Genomic DNA, 16,953 nt, shown 5'->3' with positions numbered 1-16,953 from the left:
ATGAAATTCACAATCTCTATTTGTGCAATTAACAACAGCGCCGACAGGAACTAAGCTGATTTGGTAGAAATAAACTCGGGCAGAGACAACAAGGAAGGTTGAAGTGGTTGCAAAGCTTACGCCAGAACAGGCAACGCAATGGATTAATGACGGTGATTCAGTATTACTTGGGGGGTTCATTGGCAGTGTGGTGCCTGAAGCCATTGAAAGAGCCATCGGTGAGCGTTTTACTCACACTCAGCAACCGAAAGACCTTACTCTGATTTTTGCCGCAGGGCAGGGCGATGGGCAAGGCCGCGCTGTTAATCATCTTGCAAAACAAGGTCTAGTGAAACAAGCCATTGGTGGGCACTGGGGTTTAGTCCCTAAGCTACAACAACTAGCGGTCGACAACCTGATTCAAGGCTACAACCTTCCTCAAGGTATTATCTCTCACTTATTACGTGACACTGCAGCAGGTAAGCCGGGCACGATTAGCAAAGTCGGGTTAGGTACGTTTGTTGATCCTAGAATCGAAGGTGGAAAGATCAACTCAGCAACCACACAAGATTGGGTAGAAGTGATCGATCTGCTAGGAGAAGAACACCTGTTCTATCATAAACTGCCCGTCAATGTTTCCATACTGCGTGGTACAACAGCCGATGAGAATGGCAACGTCACGATGGAAGATGAGTGCCTAATTGTTGAAAGCTTAGCAGCGGCGCAAGCAGCAAAGAACAACGGAGGTAAAGTGATCGTTCAGGTGAAACGTGTCGTCGAAGCTGGAACGCTCGATCCACATGCGGTGAAGATCCCCGGTATTTTTGTTGACGCTGTGGTTGTGTGCCAAGACGAGGCAGAGCATATGCAAACCTTCGCCACCATGATGAATCCTGAGTTTGTAGGAATCCCTACTCCTCAAGAGCACACAATACCTTCTGATTCTAACCAGTCTCCTAAGCTTGATGCGAAAACCATTATTGCCCGCCGCGCCGCGATGGAGCTAGAAGCCAACTCGATTTTAAATCTAGGGATTGGTGCTCCGGAGTATATTGCACAAGTCGCGCAGCAAGCGGGGGTTTTGGAGCATTTCACTTTAACGGTTGAGCCGGGCGCTGTGGGTGGAACGCCGCAAAGTGGATTGGATTTTGGTGCTTCTCGTCTACCACAAGCCATTATCAGCCAAGATCAGATGTTCGATTTCTACGATGGTGGCGGCGTCGATCAAGCCTTTCTTGGCTTAGCCCAATGTGACAAAAGCGGCAATATTAATGTCTCTCGTTTTGGAAGCAAAATTGCAGGTTGTGGTGGTTTCATCAACATCACGCAGAACGCGAAGAAGGTCTACTTTTGCGGCACTTTTACCACACAAGGTTTACAAGTTGAGGTAAATCATCAAGCTTTGACTATTATTCAGGAAGGTCGACAGAAAAAGCTCATTAACCAAGTAGAACAAATTACGTTTAGTGCTAAGCAAGCCGTTATGAGTAATAAGCCTGTTCTGTACATCACCGAAAGAGCGGTGTTTCGCTTAACGGAGAATGGATTAGAGCTAATAGAAATAGCTCCGGGTATGGATTTAGAGCGAGACATCTTGCAGCACATGGATTTCGCTCCTGTCGTCAGTTCGTCATTAAAATTTATGGATACTGCAATCTTTGACACGCAGTTTCGACTCAAAATTAGTAAAGATGAATAGCGGTTTAATCGTTCATCGACTTCCAATCAAGGCAGACACCGATAAATCGGTAGGCTAAGTGCGTTTGCAATTGATTGGTTTTACTCGTCAGTTTTTTATTTTGCCCATAAGGATTAAGACATGTTTGAGAACAAAATTTGTCTGGTAACAGGCGCAGCGCAAGGAATAGGTCGAGCAATCACTGAGAGATTTGCTCAAAACGGAGCAGAAAAGGTATATGCCTTAGATATGAATTCGGACGGATTAGCCGCGGCATTTTTTGATATAGAGAATGTGGAAGCTGTTACGGTGAATATCTGTGACCGACAAGCGATTGCTGAGCTGGTGGAGTCAATTAAACAACAATACTCGCGCGTAGATGTGTTAGTGAATAACGCGGGTGTTACCCGAGATGCACTGATCGACAAAATGACAGAGCAAGAGTGGGACTTTGTGTTGGATGTTAACCTAAAAGGCGTATTCAACCTGACTCAAGCCATCGCGCCATTAATGATGGAAAACAACTACGGCTCGATAGTGACTATGTCTTCAGTAGTTGGGACCGACGGCAACATTGGGCAAACCAACTATGCGGCCACAAAAGGTGGAGTTATCGCCATGACAAAAGGGTGGGCGAAAGAGTTTGCTCGTAAAGGGGCTCAAGTTCGTGCCAACTGTGTTGCACCTGGCTTTATCGAAACGCCTATGACCGCTGATTTGCCAGAGAAAGTTCTCGATATGATGAAAGGCAAAACACCACTTGGCCGTATGGGGACAACCGAAGATATCACTAATGGTGTCGAGTTTTTAGCCAGTGACAAATCAAGCTTTATCACTGGGCAAGTTCTTAAAATAGATGGTGGGTTGGTACTCTAAGATGACCGAGAAAGTCTATATTGTTGCTGCCAAGAGGACTCCGATTGGCAGCTTCCTTGGCGGGCTGAGCTCCCAATCTGCCGTTGAATTAGCGAGCTTAACCATTAGGAGTGCGCTTGCCCAAGCCGAACTTGACCCGACCATGATTGATGAAGTAGTGGTGGGTAATGTGCTCGGTGCAGGTTTAGGGCAGGGGGTGGGTCGGCAAGCGGCTATTCACGCAGAGATACCTGTTACAACCCCTGCTTATACCTTGAACATGATCTGCGGCAGTGGCATGAAATCCATACTCAACGCCATAAACTCTGTACGAAGCGGTGATGCAAACCTTGTGGTTGCTGCAGGCACCGAAAGTATGAGTAATGCTCCTTTCGTGATGGATGGGAAATGTCGCCAAGGCAATAAAATGGGCGATATCTCCATGGTTGATACCATGCTCAAAGATGGCTTAACGGATGCTTTTGGCAGTTTTCATATGGGTATTACTGCTGAAAACATTGCCAAGCGCTATGAGATAAGCCGTGAGGAGCAAGACGCATTTGCCCTTCGCAGCCAATCAAGAGCCGAGCAGGCAATTAAGTCTGGTTGCTTTGAACAAGAAATCGTTCCGGTAGTGATTAAATCACGCAAAGGTGAAAGCGCTGTGAATCTTGATGAGCATCCGAGATTCGGCACTACCATAGAAAGCCTGTCTGGGCTTCGCGCAGCATTCGATAAGCAAGGTAGCGTAACGGCAGGTAATGCCTCCGGCTTAAATGATGGCGCGGTAGCCTTGATTGTTGCCAGTGAACAAGCGGTTCAGCAACATGGACTTGTTCCTCTGGTTGAGGTAGTCGCAACAGGGCAGGGTGGTGTTGAGCCTGAGGTGATGGGATTAGGCCCAATCCCGGCGGTAAAACAGGCATTGCAACGCGCTGAGCTCGAGCTGAGTGATATTCAAAGGTTAGAGCTCAACGAAGCCTTTGCTTCGCAAGCCATTGGCGTGATGAAAGGGCTGTCTGAACAGCATCAAGTGCCTTACGATTGGTTTGAAGGTAAAACCAACGTCAATGGCGGTGCGATAGCCCTTGGGCATCCAATCGGTGCATCGGGTGGCCGAATTGTCACTACGCTGATCTATGAAATGATCCGCTCTAAAACTCAACTCGGTCTCGCCTCACTGTGTATCGGCGGTGGTATGGGTACTGCGTTGATTCTCAAGCGGGTTAGTTAATATAGGATCACAAGCGCTGTTAGATACAAGCCCAAGCCATAGAAGCTATGCGCTAACAAACTTAACCCTCGTGCTTTCCACGGCGAGGGTGTTTTGGTTGCGGCAATACCAAATCCTAAGCAAGGTTGGATGATCAAGAGTGGAAACGCTAGTGTCACTATGCCTGTCATAAGTGCAGGTACGATACTCGGATTCATCAGCCATGTTTCGCCCAAAATAAGTATGTGGACCAAAGCAAAAACGATACCAGTCAAATAATGTAGAGCCCAACCCAACAGCCTTTCTCCCTTGACGGATGGAGTCGCCATAATCGGACGATGAACCCATTGTCCGTTTGGTATCAAACATACCCAACGCGCGACTAACGCGTAATCAAGAGGTGGAATGCCAAGCTCTCGCTTCTGAATTAAAGCCCACATATCCATGATCACCGTGGCGCCGATACCAACCCAAATCGCTTGTAGCCAAATCGATAGTTCCATTCGTTTTCCCTGTTGTAATTCGTTTTTAACCTGTTAGTTTTGAATCATGTTACAACTTGAAGTTAACTTTAAGTCAACGGGAATATTTATGGATATTGCAGTCGTTTCTAAAGAGTCAGGTTTGGCGCCGTCCACACTCAGGTATTATGAAAAGATTGGGCTGATTCGTTCGATTGGAAGAAATGGCTTACGTCGACAATACTCACCTAATATTTTGAATAAATTAAATATTATTTCACTGGGTCGGGCTGCGGGGTTATCGCTAGAAGAAATCGCATCCATGTTTGATGTCGATGATGAATTGGCTATTAACCGAAATTTGCTTACTCAAAAAGTGGAAGAAATTGATGAGCAAATCAAAAGGCTGGCAATCGTACGCGATAACCTTAATCACGTCGCGAACTGCCCTCAGCCGTCTCATCTAGAGTGCCCATCTTTCAAAAAACTGATGAAATCAGCTAAGCGTTATTTGCCGTAAAGTGTGAATGGAGATGATGAAACGTTGAGGTACCAGATGATAGTAATGGGGATGCTGACAAGAATGCATTGTCGCTGATTTCCATCGAGTATTCTAATGTCGAAGCTCGCTAGCGAGCTCTCTTCAGTACGCTTCGAAGTTGGTCGATTGTATGTTGGCTGAACACCTTGATGCCGTTACGCTCCAATAAAGCAGCCGTTACGCCAGAGCCAGTGATTTTGGTGCCACTGAATGTTCCATCGTAAATCTTGGAGCTACCACAAGAGGGGCTGCCCTCAGACAGTACTGCATACTCTATTTGTTGTTGCTGGCATATTTTCAGAGCATTCTCAGCACCTACTACGAATTGAGCTGTGACATCAATACCATCATCTCCAACAACATTGGCGGAGCCACTAAGCACATCAATCCCTCTTCCGAAGATGATTTCAGCAGGCGCTCTTGGAGTGGGAAGGCCAGCCGACACTTCAGGACAAAATATCACGAGATCTAAATTTGATTGAAGCCAATGGAAATCGGATTCAGGAATGGATAAACAACTGGCGTTGTATCGAACTTTATTGCCAACCAAACACGAGCTAACTAAAACTTTCTCCAAATGAGATTCCTTTTCATGTGCTTATCTGTGCATTATTGATTTTCAGCCAGAATGATTCTTGGCACTGATTCGTAAAGTATTTTTTCTTGGGGGTTATGTTTAGTGTACTCGGTTGCTCAGTGACTTCGTATGAAATCCAGCATTCCTCACAGACTGTATCCGAGTCATGATCTGACAGCTCTCGTTCGGTCAACTTTCTCACACCTACACCATTGTTAAACGTTACGAGTAGTTCACTGTTTTCTATAAGTATTCCGTCTTCTTCGGTAGTCTGTTGCGTATGTACTCTCTCAATTATCGATAGGCCGTCAAGCTCTTCTTTCATTGCTGATACATACGTAAACAAATTATTCATTACATCTGCCCCTTTGAAGCTATAATCGTCCAACCACAAAAACCAGTAAATTGATTGTCATTACCAACTTCGCTGAACAAAAAAAGCCGAGCGTTTGGAATCCGTTTAAACGTTTTGCAATTGCTATTTACTTTAGACTTGCTTGAATTATTAATAGCTCAATTTCATTGCTCGATGTGTTTACCAAACCATGTGTGCCAAAACGTTTGTTAACTATCATATCTCCTGAAGACACCTTTCTTTCCTTACCTTCGATGGTCATAGTGCCTTCACCTTTCAAAATGATATACATTTCTTCATCGTCTCCATGAGTATGTTCGCCCATAGAGCTTCCCGGTGGCATAACGACACGAATAGCGAAATCCCATGCACCGTCGAAATCTTTACGCTTGAACGCACGAAAAATGTCTATTGAGCCTTCTCCGTCATGGCTATTTTCATCCACTTCTTTTTCGCAAGTGTAAAAGTTACGTATCATTTTTTCGAATTCCTTTCTGATTATTTTCCGTAAATTTGCAAAGCGCTAAAACTACTGTTGGGAGAGTATTTCTACTACAACTCGTATTTAATATTCACCAATCTATTTTATATCGTATCATGTTGGGGTTAGACGGATAAACAAAAAGAGCCAACCTTCTGGTTGACTCTCTTTCCTTATTTAAAACGGCTAGTTAGGCATGGTTGTCTGCGGTGTCTAGCGCCTCAACTCTTACAGCTGCGACCTTAAACTCTGGGATCTTAGCGTGTGGATCGGTGGCTGTGGTGGTGAGTCTGTTTACTGGTGACTCGACGAAGTGGAAAGGAATAAAAATGACCCCTTTCTGAATTCGTTTGGTCACAAACGCGTCGATCTCTATCTCTCCTCTTCGGGTCGAGACTTTCAATCTTTGACCATTTGAAATCCCTAGTGCTTCGGCGTCTTGTACACTGATCATGGCTCTTGGCCCAGCGAGCTTGTCGAGCCCTTTGGTTTTACGAGTCATGGTTCCGGTGTGGAACTGTTCTAACACTCGGCCTGTGGTAAGCACGAGCGGGAACTCTTCATCAGGCAGTTCGGCTGCGTAGCGGAATGGAACCCCAACCATCTGCCCTTTACCGCGAGTGAATTGGGTTTGGTGCATGATGCGTGTGCCGTTCGGGTTGTTCTTATTGCTCGGCCACTGGACACCTTCCGGCGTAATGTTATCCCACTTGAGGCCTGCATATTGTGGCGTGACACGGGTAATTTCCGCTGTTATGTCAGCGACATTTTGATAGTGCCAGTCACTGCCCATTGCATTGGCGATTTGTTGGATGATCCACCAGTCCTCTTTTGCTTCTCCCGGAGCGTTGACTGCGGCGTTGACTCGTTGCACGCGACGTTCTGTATTGGTGAAGTGACCCGATTTCTCGGCAAACGAGCATGAAGGTAAAACCACATCTGCGTACTGGGCTGTCTCAGTTAAGAAAATGTCCTGCACCACTAAGAAGTCGAGCGTTTCTAACCCTTCAATTACATGGGCTTGGTTCGGGTCACTCAATACTGGATTCTCACCCATAATGTACAATCCGCGTACATCACGTTGGCATGCGCCATCAATGATCTCGGTGAGTGTTAACCCAGGTTCTGCTGGCAGGTCAGGTGCGTTCCACTCAATAGAGAACTTTTGGCGTATCATTGGGTTATACACCTTTTGATAGCCAGGGTAGTTGTTTGGTAGTGCACCCATATCACAGGCACCTTGAACATTAGATTGACCGCGTAGTGGGTTGATGCCGCCACCTTCGATACCAATGTTGCCGCACAAAAGCTGCAAGTTGGCGATTGAGCGAACGTTGTCGTGCCCCGTTGTATGTTGGGTAATGCCCATAGAGTAGTAGACTGCGGTACGTTTGGCGGTGCCTATGGTGCGCGCCATGGCAAAGATGTCTTCAGCGCTGACTCCAGTGACTAGCTCGACTTTATCTAAGGCGTAAGCAGGGGACATCACTTCTTGAAGTAAGGTATCGAAGCCATCCACACGCTCTTCTATGTACTCTTGAGCGTACCAACCGTTTTTAATGATCTGCTGCATCACACCGTTTAACAGCATGACATCTGTCCCCGGTCTATGAGCGAGGTACAGCTCAGCATGGTCGACCATATCAATCCGTTTTGGATCGGCGACGATCAGTCGAGCGCCATGATGACGAATTGCCTGCTTGATATGCGAAGCGATAATCGGGTGCGCAGACGTGGTGTCTGAGCCTATGATAAAGATAACATCTGAATGTTTAATGCTTGGGATGTCGTTGGTCATTGCGCCACTGCCTAACGAGGCTTCAAGACCGGTAACGCTAGAGGCATGACACAAGCGCGCGCAGTGATCGACGTTATTAGTGCCAAGCTCACGACGGATAAACTTCTGGAATGCATAGTTATCTTCGTTGGTGGTTTTCGCTGACGAGAAACCTGCCAACGCATTGCCACCGAAGTCTTGCTTAATCGAAGAGAACTTCTTCGCGACTAAATCGATCGCTTCTTGCCAAGTGGCGGGTTGTAACCAGCCATCTTTGCGGATGAGTGGTGTGGTAAGCCTTGAATCATCATTGATAAAGTCGAAGCCAAAACGGCCTTTGACGCACAGCATGCCTTGGTTAACGGGAGATTCTGCACCTTTAACGTAGCGGATTTGATTGCTCGCCTCATCGACATGCATGGTGAGTTTGCAGCCAACCCCGCAATAAGTACAAATGGTATCGACTTGTTTAAGTTGTTCGCTGCGACCTTGAGAGCGATCTCGGCTATCGACCATTGCGCCTGTCGGGCAGGCTTGCACACATGCTCCGCATTGCACGCAGTTGGAGTCCCCCATGAGTAAACGACCATTTCTCGCTGAGCCAAAATGCGGTCTATCATCGGGGCGAAGGGCAGGGCGTCCTTTCTCATCGTGAACAAAGTTGAGAATGCCGTGAACGGCTTGTTCGCTACATGCCTGAATGCACTGACCACAGCTGATACAGCGGTTAGCATCGAACTCGATAAACTGCGAACTACGGTCAACGCTGAACTTGTGTCTAGCATCTTTACTGCGCAGTGTTAACCAATCTTGATGAGATTTCACCTCCAGCGAGACTTTGAACTGCTGCTCGGCACCATATTCTGTTGAGTAGTCACGTAGATCACATTGGGTGTTGACTTGGCAGCCACATTCAAGGCACCGCAGTGCTTCTTGAATGGCATCATCGTTATCGAAACCTAACTCGACTTCGGCAAAGCTCTGCTCACGTTGCTCTGGAGTGAGCTCGGGCATAATGCTTCGCGCGACTTTCTCGATATGTTCGAAGTGAAGCGGATCAACTTGAGAGAGTTTCTGCTCTTTGCGCGAGTTGAACTCTGGCTTAGGCATATCTGCCATGTCGCCATTGAGGTATAAATCAATCGCTTTCGCAGCAATGTGGCCATCTCCCACTGCTTCTACAGCTGTAGCAGGGCCGCGCCTGAAATCACCAATGCTGAAAATATTGCCTGTGCCCGTGTGCATGGTGGCGTCATCTGTTTGCGCGGTATTCCAACGAGTCAATGGGATAGAGAGTGAATCGTTCTCCAGAAAGCTCAAATCAGGTTTTTGCGAAACTGCGGCAATCACGGTATCAAACGCTTCAGTGAAGAACTCACCAGTGGCTTGTGGTCGACGACGCCCTGAAGAATCTGGAGCACCTAGCGCCATTTTCTCTAACCGAACTGAACTGACACGACCATTTGAGTCGGCAATATTTTCGGCAGGATTGGTCAAGAATAAGAACTTCACACCTTCGTGTTCGGCTTCTTCAATCTCGTAGTTTTCGGCGGGCATCTCTTCGCGAGTACGGCGATAAATCAGGGTGGTATCTGCTCCGGCTCGGCGTGCAGTTCGAGCACAATCTATTGCTGTGTTGCCACCGCCAATCACTGCGACCTTTTTGCCAGTGGTGTAGTGCTGCTCAGTGACATAATCTTTGAGGTAATCCACACCTAGGTAGCAGCCATCTAAATCACTACCCGGATAGTTCATCTCCACAGCGAGTGACGCACCGACAGCAAGACACACCGCGTCATAATCTTCGCTTAATTGAGATAAGCTAAAATTCTCACCCAGTTTCTGATTCGTTTTCACCATCATGCCATTACGGCACATTAACTCGATCTCTTTGTCGAGAATCGCTTTAGGGAGTCGGTATTCAGGGATCCCATATCGAAGCCAGCCGCCAGCTTGAGGCATAGACTCGAATACCGTGACATCGTAACCTTCATTGGACAAGTAATAGCCTGCGGTTAGGCCACCCGGCCCACTTCCGACAATCGCAATGGAAAGGTTTTTGGCTGGTTTTTTCTCTGGTACATAAGATTCTTGCGCTGCAAGGTCAGCATCAGCAGCGTGACGTTTAAGTTGTCGAATGGCTATCGACTCATCAACCAATGAGCGGCGACATTCACTCTCACAGAATGCAGGGCAAACACGCCCAATTGAAAGCGGCATTGGCAGCGTCTTTTTGATCACTTCAATCGCTTTTTGATGATCGTTTTGTGCGATGAAATATAAGTAAGATTGTATATCGACACCCGCAGGGCAAGCAGTTTTGCATGGCGCTTCACAATCGGCGTAGTGATCTAGCATGATCCGGTTGAGTGCTTGCTTACGATGGGCGCTGAGTTGCTCTGATTGGGTAATGACATTAAGCCCAGAATAGACTTCTAATTCACAAGCACGCTTTGTTCCGCCACTTTCGACTTCGACAACACATAAGTCACAAGGGACTTTTTGGTCAGATTTGTTCAGGCCACATAGTGAGGGGATGTCTACACCACACACTTTGGCCGCTTCTAGTAGGGTCGAGCCTTGCTCAACAATTCGATACTTTCCGTCTATTACGATTTCAATCATAAGACCCCCGCAGCAAAAATATAGCCACACATTCTATAAGGATAATATGTCGCAAGGAAAGTTCGTGTGACAAAAAACTCAATCTTTAGATATTTGTTGGATAAGGTGAGCTGTGCTTTCCCTGCAATTTTTCAATATGGGCGCTTTATCACTGCGGTTTGTTGATAAGCATCAATTGAAGTTTGATACACCTCTTTAGAGGTATGTATCTCGATCTCATTGCTCGCAAAAATAACCGCAATTTTACTATGGTTGCTATGCTTAAGTAGGTTGTAAGTCACCTTACACTGTAAGCGAAGGCGAGAGGTATTGGGTCATGAGTTCGTCTAATTCAAAGCTATCAGAGAGTCGACGTCGGTTCTTACGCGATGCCGCTCGAACGGCCGCTGGGGTTGGAGTCGCTGCGACAGTATTGGGACTTCAGTCGACGCAAAGTCAGGCAAGAAACGGTGAAGGTGTACCGGTTCGACCACCGGGAGCGCTGCCTAAAGGGGAATTTGAAGCCGCATGTACTCGTTGTGGTTTATGTGTTCAAGCCTGCCCTTATGATACCTTGAAATTGGCAACGCTACTCTCTTCTGTTGAAGCAGGAACGCCTTACTTTAATGCACGCAAAATTCCATGCGAGATGTGTGAAGACATCCCTTGTGTGCCTGCTTGTCCAACCGGAGCGCTTGACCCTAATCTAACCAATATCGATGATGCTCGTATGGGTACCGCGGTCTTGATTGACCATGAAAGCTGTCTTAACTGGCAAGGTTTGCGCTGTGATGTCTGTTATCGTGTTTGCCCACTGGTCGATGAAGCAATAACCCTTGAGCATATTCGCAATGAACGAACGGGCTATCACGCGAAGCTCATCCCAACCGTTCATTCAGACAAATGTACAGGTTGTGGTAAATGTGAGCAGGCCTGTGTGACCGAAGTTGCCGCAATCAAGATCATTCCAACAGAGCTTGCGAAAGGCAAGATGGGAGCTCACTACCAATTGGGTTGGGAAGAGGTAACCAAGTCACTGGAAAATAGCGCGCCGGAAGTGCCTGTAGAAGCGTTAGAAACGTTAGGAGGTAAGCTCTAATGGCTAAGAATCTAGCGAAAGATGCAGGAAAAGACGCAATCCGAGAACTCGGCTGGTGGAAGGCTCATCGCTTTTTGCTGCTGCGCCGTGTTTGTCAGCTCAGCATCATTGCCTTGTTCATGGCAGGGCCAACCTTAGGTGTACTAAAGGGCAACCTATCGTCTAGCAATCTGTTTGATGTCATTCCGTTTAGTGATCCATTAATTGTTCTTCAAACACTCGCAGCAGGGCATATGCCTGAACTCACCGCTTTGATTGGCTTCGCCATTGTGGTGGTATTTTATGCTGTAGTGAGCCCGCGTGCTTTTTGCGGCTGGGTTTGCCCCCTTAATATCGTTACCGACTTCGCCGCTTGGTTGAGAAGAAAGCTCAATTTAAAGGCGAGCTACCGCTGGTCATCTAAACTTCGTTACTGGTTGATCCCAGTACTACTTATTGGCAGTGCAATCTCGGGAAGCGTGCTTTGGGCGTGGATTGATCCGGTTGCCACCCTTCATCGTGGCTTGGTGTTTGGAATGGGTGCCGGATGGATACTGATTGTTATGGTCTTTTTGCTAGACTTGTTGCTTGTTGAACACGGCTGGTGTGGTCACTTATGCCCGCTAGGTGCAACCTATGGTGTGATTGGTTCAAAGAGCTTACTTCGTGTTTCAGCAGTGCGTCGTGAAGACTGCACCAAATGCATGGATTGCTACAATGTTTGCCCAGAGCCAGAGATTTTGCGTCAACCGCTAAAAGAAGGTGACCGACGAGTCATGAGCCAAGACTGTATGAGCTGCGGACGTTGCATTGATGTGTGTGCAGAGAAGGTCTTCGAGTTCAAAAACCGTATTTCGGTTCAGCAAGTTGATTAATAGCATTCGAGATAAAGAGATGAACAAGCTTATGTGTGCGGTTGATCATCTCTTTATTTTTTAGCGCTTGAAGTTTGAACAAAGATTACCCTATACTCCGGCCATCACTTCTTTAGGAGATTACGCCAATATGAATAACTAACACCTGTTATCCAGTTTTACATCGTTATTAGGATTCCACAGGGTTAGTCGGCGTAGCTCCGTCTGTGCTCAATCGAGCATGACTTCTCTTATACAAGATTGTTTTTTTATCGCATTTTTTTGCGATCTGTTTGCTACGTGCAATGCCTAATCCTGTCTAACAGGAGGCAGTTTATGCCAGTTCTACAAGCCAATAAAATCAGTTACCACTTCGACAATGGCGAGGTGCTTTTCAGTGATATCTCTTGTTCGTTAACGCAATCTAAAGTCGGGTTAGTCGGACGTAATGGGGTGGGGAAATCAATTCTCGCTTCTATTCTAACCAAGGCTCTTTGTCCCACTCAGGGTGAAGTCGCGTTAAATGCGATCGTGAAAACCTACACTCAATTACCTTCAAAGCTACTGGATGGCAATATCACGGTTGCGCAGTACCTTGGGGTCGAGAGTGTTCTTCGCGCTTTGGCGAAAATTGAGCAAGGGGATTGCGACGAACAGTTGTTCGAAATTGTCGGAGAGCAATGGTCTTTGAAACAAGAGCTCGAATCCCAGCTTGGTGAGATGCAGTTACCGCGAAACACGGACTTTCTCTGTTCAGAGCTAAGTGGTGGGCAACTCGCACGCTTGCAGTTGTGGCAACTGTTTCAATCTGAAGCGCAGCTGCTTGTGCTTGATGAACCATCCAACCATTTAGACAAACAAGGTCGCGAGTGGCTTCGCGAGCAAATGAATGCCTTCACGGGTCATATATTGCTTATAAGCCATGATCGCTTTTTATTGCGAGAAATGGAGCAAATTTGGGAGCTTTCAACCTTGGGGTTAGCCCAATATGGTGGTAACTATGATGACTATAGAAATCAAAAAGAGCTAGAAGTCACTGCGGTTGAACGTCAACTAGACAGTGTCCACAAGGAGCAAAAAAGGCTTGAGCGACAAGCACAGAAGAACAAAGAGAAAGCCGAGCAAAGACAAGCAAAAGGAATGAAAGCGCGTAGAAGTGGCAGCCAACCTAAAATCTTGCTTGATGGTATGAAAGACAGTGCTGAGCGAACCATGTCCAACAAGCTGAAAAACGAAAACAGTCGTCGAGACTTGCTTGATAAGAAAGAGCACGCTTTGAACAAGAGGAGTGAGCAGTTAAAAGCGCAAAAGTTCTATATGGGTGAAAGTCATGGAGGCCGTAAAGGGCAGCTAGTCTCGATAGTTAATGGCGTCTTGCCTTATGGCTGCCAGGAGCCTATTCATTTGCAGCTAACGGGAACTAGCAAACTTTGGTTGCATGGTGGCAATGGGTCAGGCAAGTCTACCTTGCTTAATATCTTGCGGGGCAAAAGTACTTTGCTCAGCGGTGACTGTTACCTCAATACGCCGTTATTTTACTTAGACCAACACTTTGGCTTGTTAGATAACACCAAGACTCTGTTAGAGACGGTGATGGAAATGTGCCGTGGACTATTGGAAGCGGAGACTAGAACTTTGTTAGCAGGTATCGGTTTTCGGCGTGATTCGGTTTTCCGCACAGTCAAGCAGCTAAGTGGTGGTGAGAAAATGAAGTTATCAATGCTGGTGGTCAGCCATCAGCCAACTCAGCCGATACTTTTGTTGGATGAGCCTGATAACCACCTTGATCTGGAGTCTAAGCAGTTACTCGCACAGACGTTAAATCAGTACAGTGGAGCATTTGTCTTGGTCAGTCACGATGAGGATTTCGTGCAAGAAAGCGGGGTTAATGAGACTTACAGATTGAACGGTTAGCTCTCTTTGATTAAATCTCTACTTTAACTCTTTAACCACCACTTTATTGCGGCCGCTCTCTTTTGCATCATAGAGAGCGGCATCGGCGGTTTCGTAGAGTTGTTCTAAGCTGTAATTCGGTTTATTGGTAGTGACTAATCCAAATGAAGCGGTGATCACGTCCGTAGCGCGGCTGTACTGATGCTCAATCTGCAAAGACTCAATGGCTAGCCTAATTTGTTCGACAAAGCTTTTAGCTTCTTGTGGGGATTTTCCTATAAAGAGCACCCCAAATTCTTCCCCGCCAAGACGAAAACAGTAGTCAGACACGTGTTGGCACTGCTGTTTGAGGACATTGGCGAACTCGATCAACTGCTTGTCGCCGTTTAGGTGTCCGTAATGGTCGTTGTACTGTTTGAAATCGTCGACATCAATGATCACAAAGCTCAGCCAATCTTGGCTGTTTTGTGCTCTTAGAATTTCTGAAGGTACCTTCTTGTTGTAGTAACGACGGTTAAACAGCCCTGTTAATGGGTCAGTAATCGACAGCTGCTCGATTTTGTTTTTTTCGTGTAATAGCTGCTGTTCTATCTGCTTGCGCTCGGTGATTTCACTGTTGAGTTTGTCATTTAACTTCGACAGCTTGCTCGTCCAGTAGCTGAGTAAGATGAGTACCGAGAGTGAGACAAGAACAATCTTCCACACTAGGTTGTAGTCAACGCCATGTTCATATCGAACGGTTACCCAACGTGAGTAAATGGTCTGCTTCTCTTCTTCAGACAAAGCATCGAGCGACTTTTGCAAAATACTGCTTAGTATTGGCCAATCACTTCTGACCGCCATTCTAATATCGATGCGATAGGGTGTAAGACCAGACACTTTTAAGTTGGTGTAACCTTCTCGCGTCATGACATAGTTTGAGGTTGCAATGTTACCCACATAAGCATCAACTTTGCCTGACGAGACAGACTCTAAGGCATCTGAGACGCTTTCAACTCCAACTAACCGCACGTCAGGGTGGTTCTCTTGAAGCAATTCGTACGAGCTATAGCCTTCAACCGCCGCAACTCTCATGCCGTCGAGCGCTTTTATATCACGAACATAAGGAATGTCTTGATTGGTAATAATCATGAGTGGAAAGCTAAGGTATGGGCGAGTGAAATCCAGATACTGTTCGCGATCTTGTGTGATAGGAAGGGCAGGATAAATGTCTAGTGCGCGTTGTTTTGAAGCTTCAACAACCTCAGACCAGCTCATATTGGTACTGGGGATTAACTCAACCCCGAGGCGTTGAGCGATGAGCTTAATGTAGTCTGCGGCTATGCCGAGATATTCTCCGCTGCCGTCAACATACTCAAAAGGGGGCCAGTCGATATCAATGGCGAGCCTAAGCTGGTTATGTTGCTTTAGCCATTTGGTTTCTTCTGCAGTGAGTTTAAGGGCTTTCGTACTTTGGTAGTAAGTATCCAATAAGTACTTGATACTGAAGTTATACAGCTTATCGCTATCTTGCTGTTTAGAAAGTGTTCTGAAGTCTATTCTTTGCCAATTATCATCGATAAAGCTTTGAAACTTCGCGACGTTATCATGGTTTATTGAATAGAACGTCGAGTTAAACTGGGTAGATTCGGCGATAAAGTCATGTTTATCAAGGTAGTCTTTCAGCATGATTAAACTCCATGCCGCTTCCGTAAAGTGACCACCGATGGAAATATAGGGGGCTCGGTTCTCAATGACTCGAAGGGCTTCCGGTAACCAGTCAATTCCGCCTATAAAGATCGAATCCATAGGGATACCGAGTTCTTGCATTCCGTCTCTCGCCCCAAGGGCTAAGGTATCGGATGCTGCCCAGATCATATTGATCTCAGGGTGAAGTTTGTAAAACCATTTAAACTGCCGTTTCGCCTCCTCTCTACTCCAACTCACGTTGGAATCCCCTTCTGCGGCAACCGTGACAATGGGGTTATGGCGAATGAACTGGTAAAGCCCTTGATTGCGTTTTTGGGCAGATAGTTCCTTTAGGTTGCCATTGAGAACCAGCATGTTGACCTTGTCGACTTGACCTTGAGCCTTCAGTAGCAGTTGTTCCGCAAGTACAGCGCCAGCTTTGGTATCGTTGGGTGTTATTTCTCCAATCCAGTAGCGGTACTTGGTTCGGGGGAGGAAATCACGAGAGTCGAAGCCTGTGTTGAAAAGCACACTAGGTATTTTGCACTTCTCAGTAATGGCAAGGAGCTTTTCGCCTATCTGTTCGTAGTTCATGAATAGAACACCATCTACACCTTTTTCACATGCTTGGGAGACTTGTTGTAACATGGTCTTGGGTTGGTTTTCGGCATCGTAGACTTGCAAGGTAACGCCAAGATCGCTGGCCGCTGCTTGGGCGAATCGAATTTGCGACTGCCATGCGGCGCTTTCGGTACGAGGAACAAGCAGTGCTATCTCTGTACTTATAACCTGAAAAGGTAACAACAAAAAAAACAACAGCAATACGGAAAGCTTCATCAGTACCGTTTAGATGATGGGTTTTCTCTAGTATAGCAGTCGCAACTTTAGTCAGGTGGAGGAGGGTTGAATGGTACTTAAGTTTGAGTCTCTTCTCTCTCT

General features: G+C 46.5%; 12 protein-coding genes. 7 read left to right on the top strand and 5 right to left on the bottom strand.

Going from position 1 to position 16,953, the window contains the following annotated elements; translation table 11 throughout:
- Positions 1 to 103: 103 nt before the first annotated feature.
- The 3 genes from AC6R16_RS13795 (at position 104) to AC6R16_RS13785 (ending at position 3,746) form a co-directional block, all read left to right on the top strand.
- Positions 104 to 1,678: an acyl CoA:acetate/3-ketoacid CoA transferase gene (locus AC6R16_RS13795; RefSeq protein ID WP_500674746.1), complete on the top strand. Its 1,575-nt coding sequence runs from the start codon at positions 104 to 106 to the stop codon at positions 1,676 to 1,678.
- A gap of 120 nt (positions 1,679 to 1,798) precedes the next feature.
- Positions 1,799 to 2,533 (top strand): beta-ketoacyl-ACP reductase, encoded by a 735-nt coding sequence (locus AC6R16_RS13790; RefSeq protein WP_500674745.1) that lies wholly within the window; start codon positions 1,799 to 1,801, stop codon positions 2,531 to 2,533.
- 1 nt (position 2,534) lies between these two features.
- Positions 2,535 to 3,746: an acetyl-CoA C-acetyltransferase gene (locus tag AC6R16_RS13785; RefSeq protein WP_500674744.1), complete on the top strand. Its 1,212-nt coding sequence runs from the start codon at positions 2,535 to 2,537 to the stop codon at positions 3,744 to 3,746.
- Here AC6R16_RS13785 and AC6R16_RS13780 read toward each other — a convergent pair.
- Positions 3,743 to 4,228 carry a DUF2938 domain-containing protein gene (locus AC6R16_RS13780; RefSeq protein WP_500674743.1) on the bottom strand — a complete coding sequence of 162 codons (486 nt, stop codon included), beginning with the start codon at positions 4,226 to 4,228 and terminating at the stop codon, positions 3,743 to 3,745. The genes AC6R16_RS13785 and AC6R16_RS13780 overlap by 4 nt on opposite strands.
- Before the next feature lie 88 nt (positions 4,229 to 4,316).
- Between AC6R16_RS13780 and AC6R16_RS13775 the strand changes: the two genes are divergently transcribed.
- Positions 4,317 to 4,706 (top strand): helix-turn-helix domain-containing protein, encoded by a 390-nt coding sequence (locus AC6R16_RS13775; protein ID WP_500674742.1) that lies wholly within the window; start codon positions 4,317 to 4,319, stop codon positions 4,704 to 4,706.
- Positions 4,707 to 4,815: 109 nt separating this feature from the next.
- On the opposite strand, the gene AC6R16_RS13770 is transcribed toward AC6R16_RS13775, so the two are convergent.
- The 3 genes from AC6R16_RS13770 to fdhF all read right to left on the bottom strand — a co-directional run bounded on the left by AC6R16_RS13770 (position 4,816) and on the right by fdhF (position 10,542).
- Positions 4,816 to 5,304: a 2-thiouracil desulfurase family protein gene (locus AC6R16_RS13770; RefSeq protein WP_500674741.1), complete on the bottom strand. Its 489-nt coding sequence runs from the start codon at positions 5,302 to 5,304 to the stop codon at positions 4,816 to 4,818.
- 482 nt (positions 5,305 to 5,786) lie between these two features.
- On the bottom strand, positions 5,787 to 6,137 hold the full coding sequence (locus AC6R16_RS13765; RefSeq protein ID WP_004746114.1) for a cupin domain-containing protein: 351 nt from the start codon (positions 6,135 to 6,137) through the stop codon (positions 5,787 to 5,789).
- 193 nt (positions 6,138 to 6,330) lie between these two features.
- Positions 6,331 to 10,542, bottom strand: a complete 4,212-nt coding sequence (gene fdhF / locus AC6R16_RS13760; RefSeq protein WP_500674740.1) for a formate dehydrogenase subunit alpha — start codon at positions 10,540 to 10,542, stop codon at positions 6,331 to 6,333.
- Between the two features lie 316 nt (positions 10,543 to 10,858).
- Here fdhF and napG point away from each other — a divergent pair, with 316 nt between their 5' ends.
- From napG to AC6R16_RS13745, 3 genes are all read left to right on the top strand, one after another.
- Positions 10,859 to 11,620 (top strand): ferredoxin-type protein NapG, encoded by a 762-nt coding sequence (napG, locus tag AC6R16_RS13755; RefSeq protein WP_500639659.1) that lies wholly within the window; start codon positions 10,859 to 10,861, stop codon positions 11,618 to 11,620.
- On the top strand, positions 11,620 to 12,474 hold the full coding sequence (gene napH, locus AC6R16_RS13750; protein WP_049844757.1) for a quinol dehydrogenase ferredoxin subunit NapH: 855 nt from the start codon (positions 11,620 to 11,622) through the stop codon (positions 12,472 to 12,474). The genes napG and napH overlap by 1 nt, the downstream gene beginning before the upstream one ends.
- A gap of 315 nt (positions 12,475 to 12,789) precedes the next feature.
- Entirely contained in the window at positions 12,790 to 14,367 is a 1,578-nt protein-coding gene (locus AC6R16_RS13745) for an ATP-binding cassette domain-containing protein (protein WP_500674739.1), read from the top strand.
- Between the two features lie 18 nt (positions 14,368 to 14,385).
- On the opposite strand, the gene AC6R16_RS13740 is transcribed toward AC6R16_RS13745, so the two are convergent.
- Positions 14,386 to 16,851 (bottom strand): diguanylate cyclase, encoded by a 2,466-nt coding sequence (locus tag AC6R16_RS13740; RefSeq protein WP_500674738.1) that lies wholly within the window; start codon positions 16,849 to 16,851, stop codon positions 14,386 to 14,388.
- Between the last annotated feature and the right edge of the window lie 102 nt (positions 16,852 to 16,953).

This window comes from Vibrio sp. R10-SG3-ISO10, from assembly GCF_059834185.1.
The sequence above is the reverse complement of the archived record's forward strand: the minus strand, read 5'-3'. Positions and strand labels throughout refer to the sequence as shown.

What these genes read in the sequence shown, in the direction of transcription:
- AC6R16_RS13790 (WP_500674745.1), top strand. Translation starts at nt 1,799, where the DNA reads ATGTTTGAGAACAAAATTTGTCTGGTAACAGGCGCAGCGCAAGGAATA.
- AC6R16_RS13785 (WP_500674744.1), top strand. Translation starts at nt 2,535, where the DNA reads ATGACCGAGAAAGTCTATATTGTTGCTGCCAAGAGGACTCCGATTGGC.
- AC6R16_RS13780 (WP_500674743.1), bottom strand. Translation starts at nt 4,228, where the DNA reads ATGGAACTATCGATTTGGCTACAAGCGATTTGGGTTGGTATCGGCGCC.
- AC6R16_RS13775 (WP_500674742.1), top strand. Translation starts at nt 4,317, where the DNA reads ATGGATATTGCAGTCGTTTCTAAAGAGTCAGGTTTGGCGCCGTCCACA.
- AC6R16_RS13765 (WP_004746114.1), bottom strand. Translation starts at nt 6,137, where the DNA reads ATGATACGTAACTTTTACACTTGCGAAAAAGAAGTGGATGAAAATAGC.
- fdhF (WP_500674740.1), bottom strand. Translation starts at nt 10,542, where the DNA reads ATGATTGAAATCGTAATAGACGGAAAGTATCGAATTGTTGAGCAAGGC.
- napG (WP_500639659.1), top strand. Translation starts at nt 10,859, where the DNA reads ATGAGTTCGTCTAATTCAAAGCTATCAGAGAGTCGACGTCGGTTCTTA.
- napH (WP_049844757.1), top strand. Translation starts at nt 11,620, where the DNA reads ATGGCTAAGAATCTAGCGAAAGATGCAGGAAAAGACGCAATCCGAGAA.
- AC6R16_RS13745 (WP_500674739.1), top strand. Translation starts at nt 12,790, where the DNA reads ATGCCAGTTCTACAAGCCAATAAAATCAGTTACCACTTCGACAATGGC.
- AC6R16_RS13740 (WP_500674738.1), bottom strand. Translation starts at nt 16,851, where the DNA reads ATGAAGCTTTCCGTATTGCTGTTGTTTTTTTTGTTGTTACCTTTTCAG.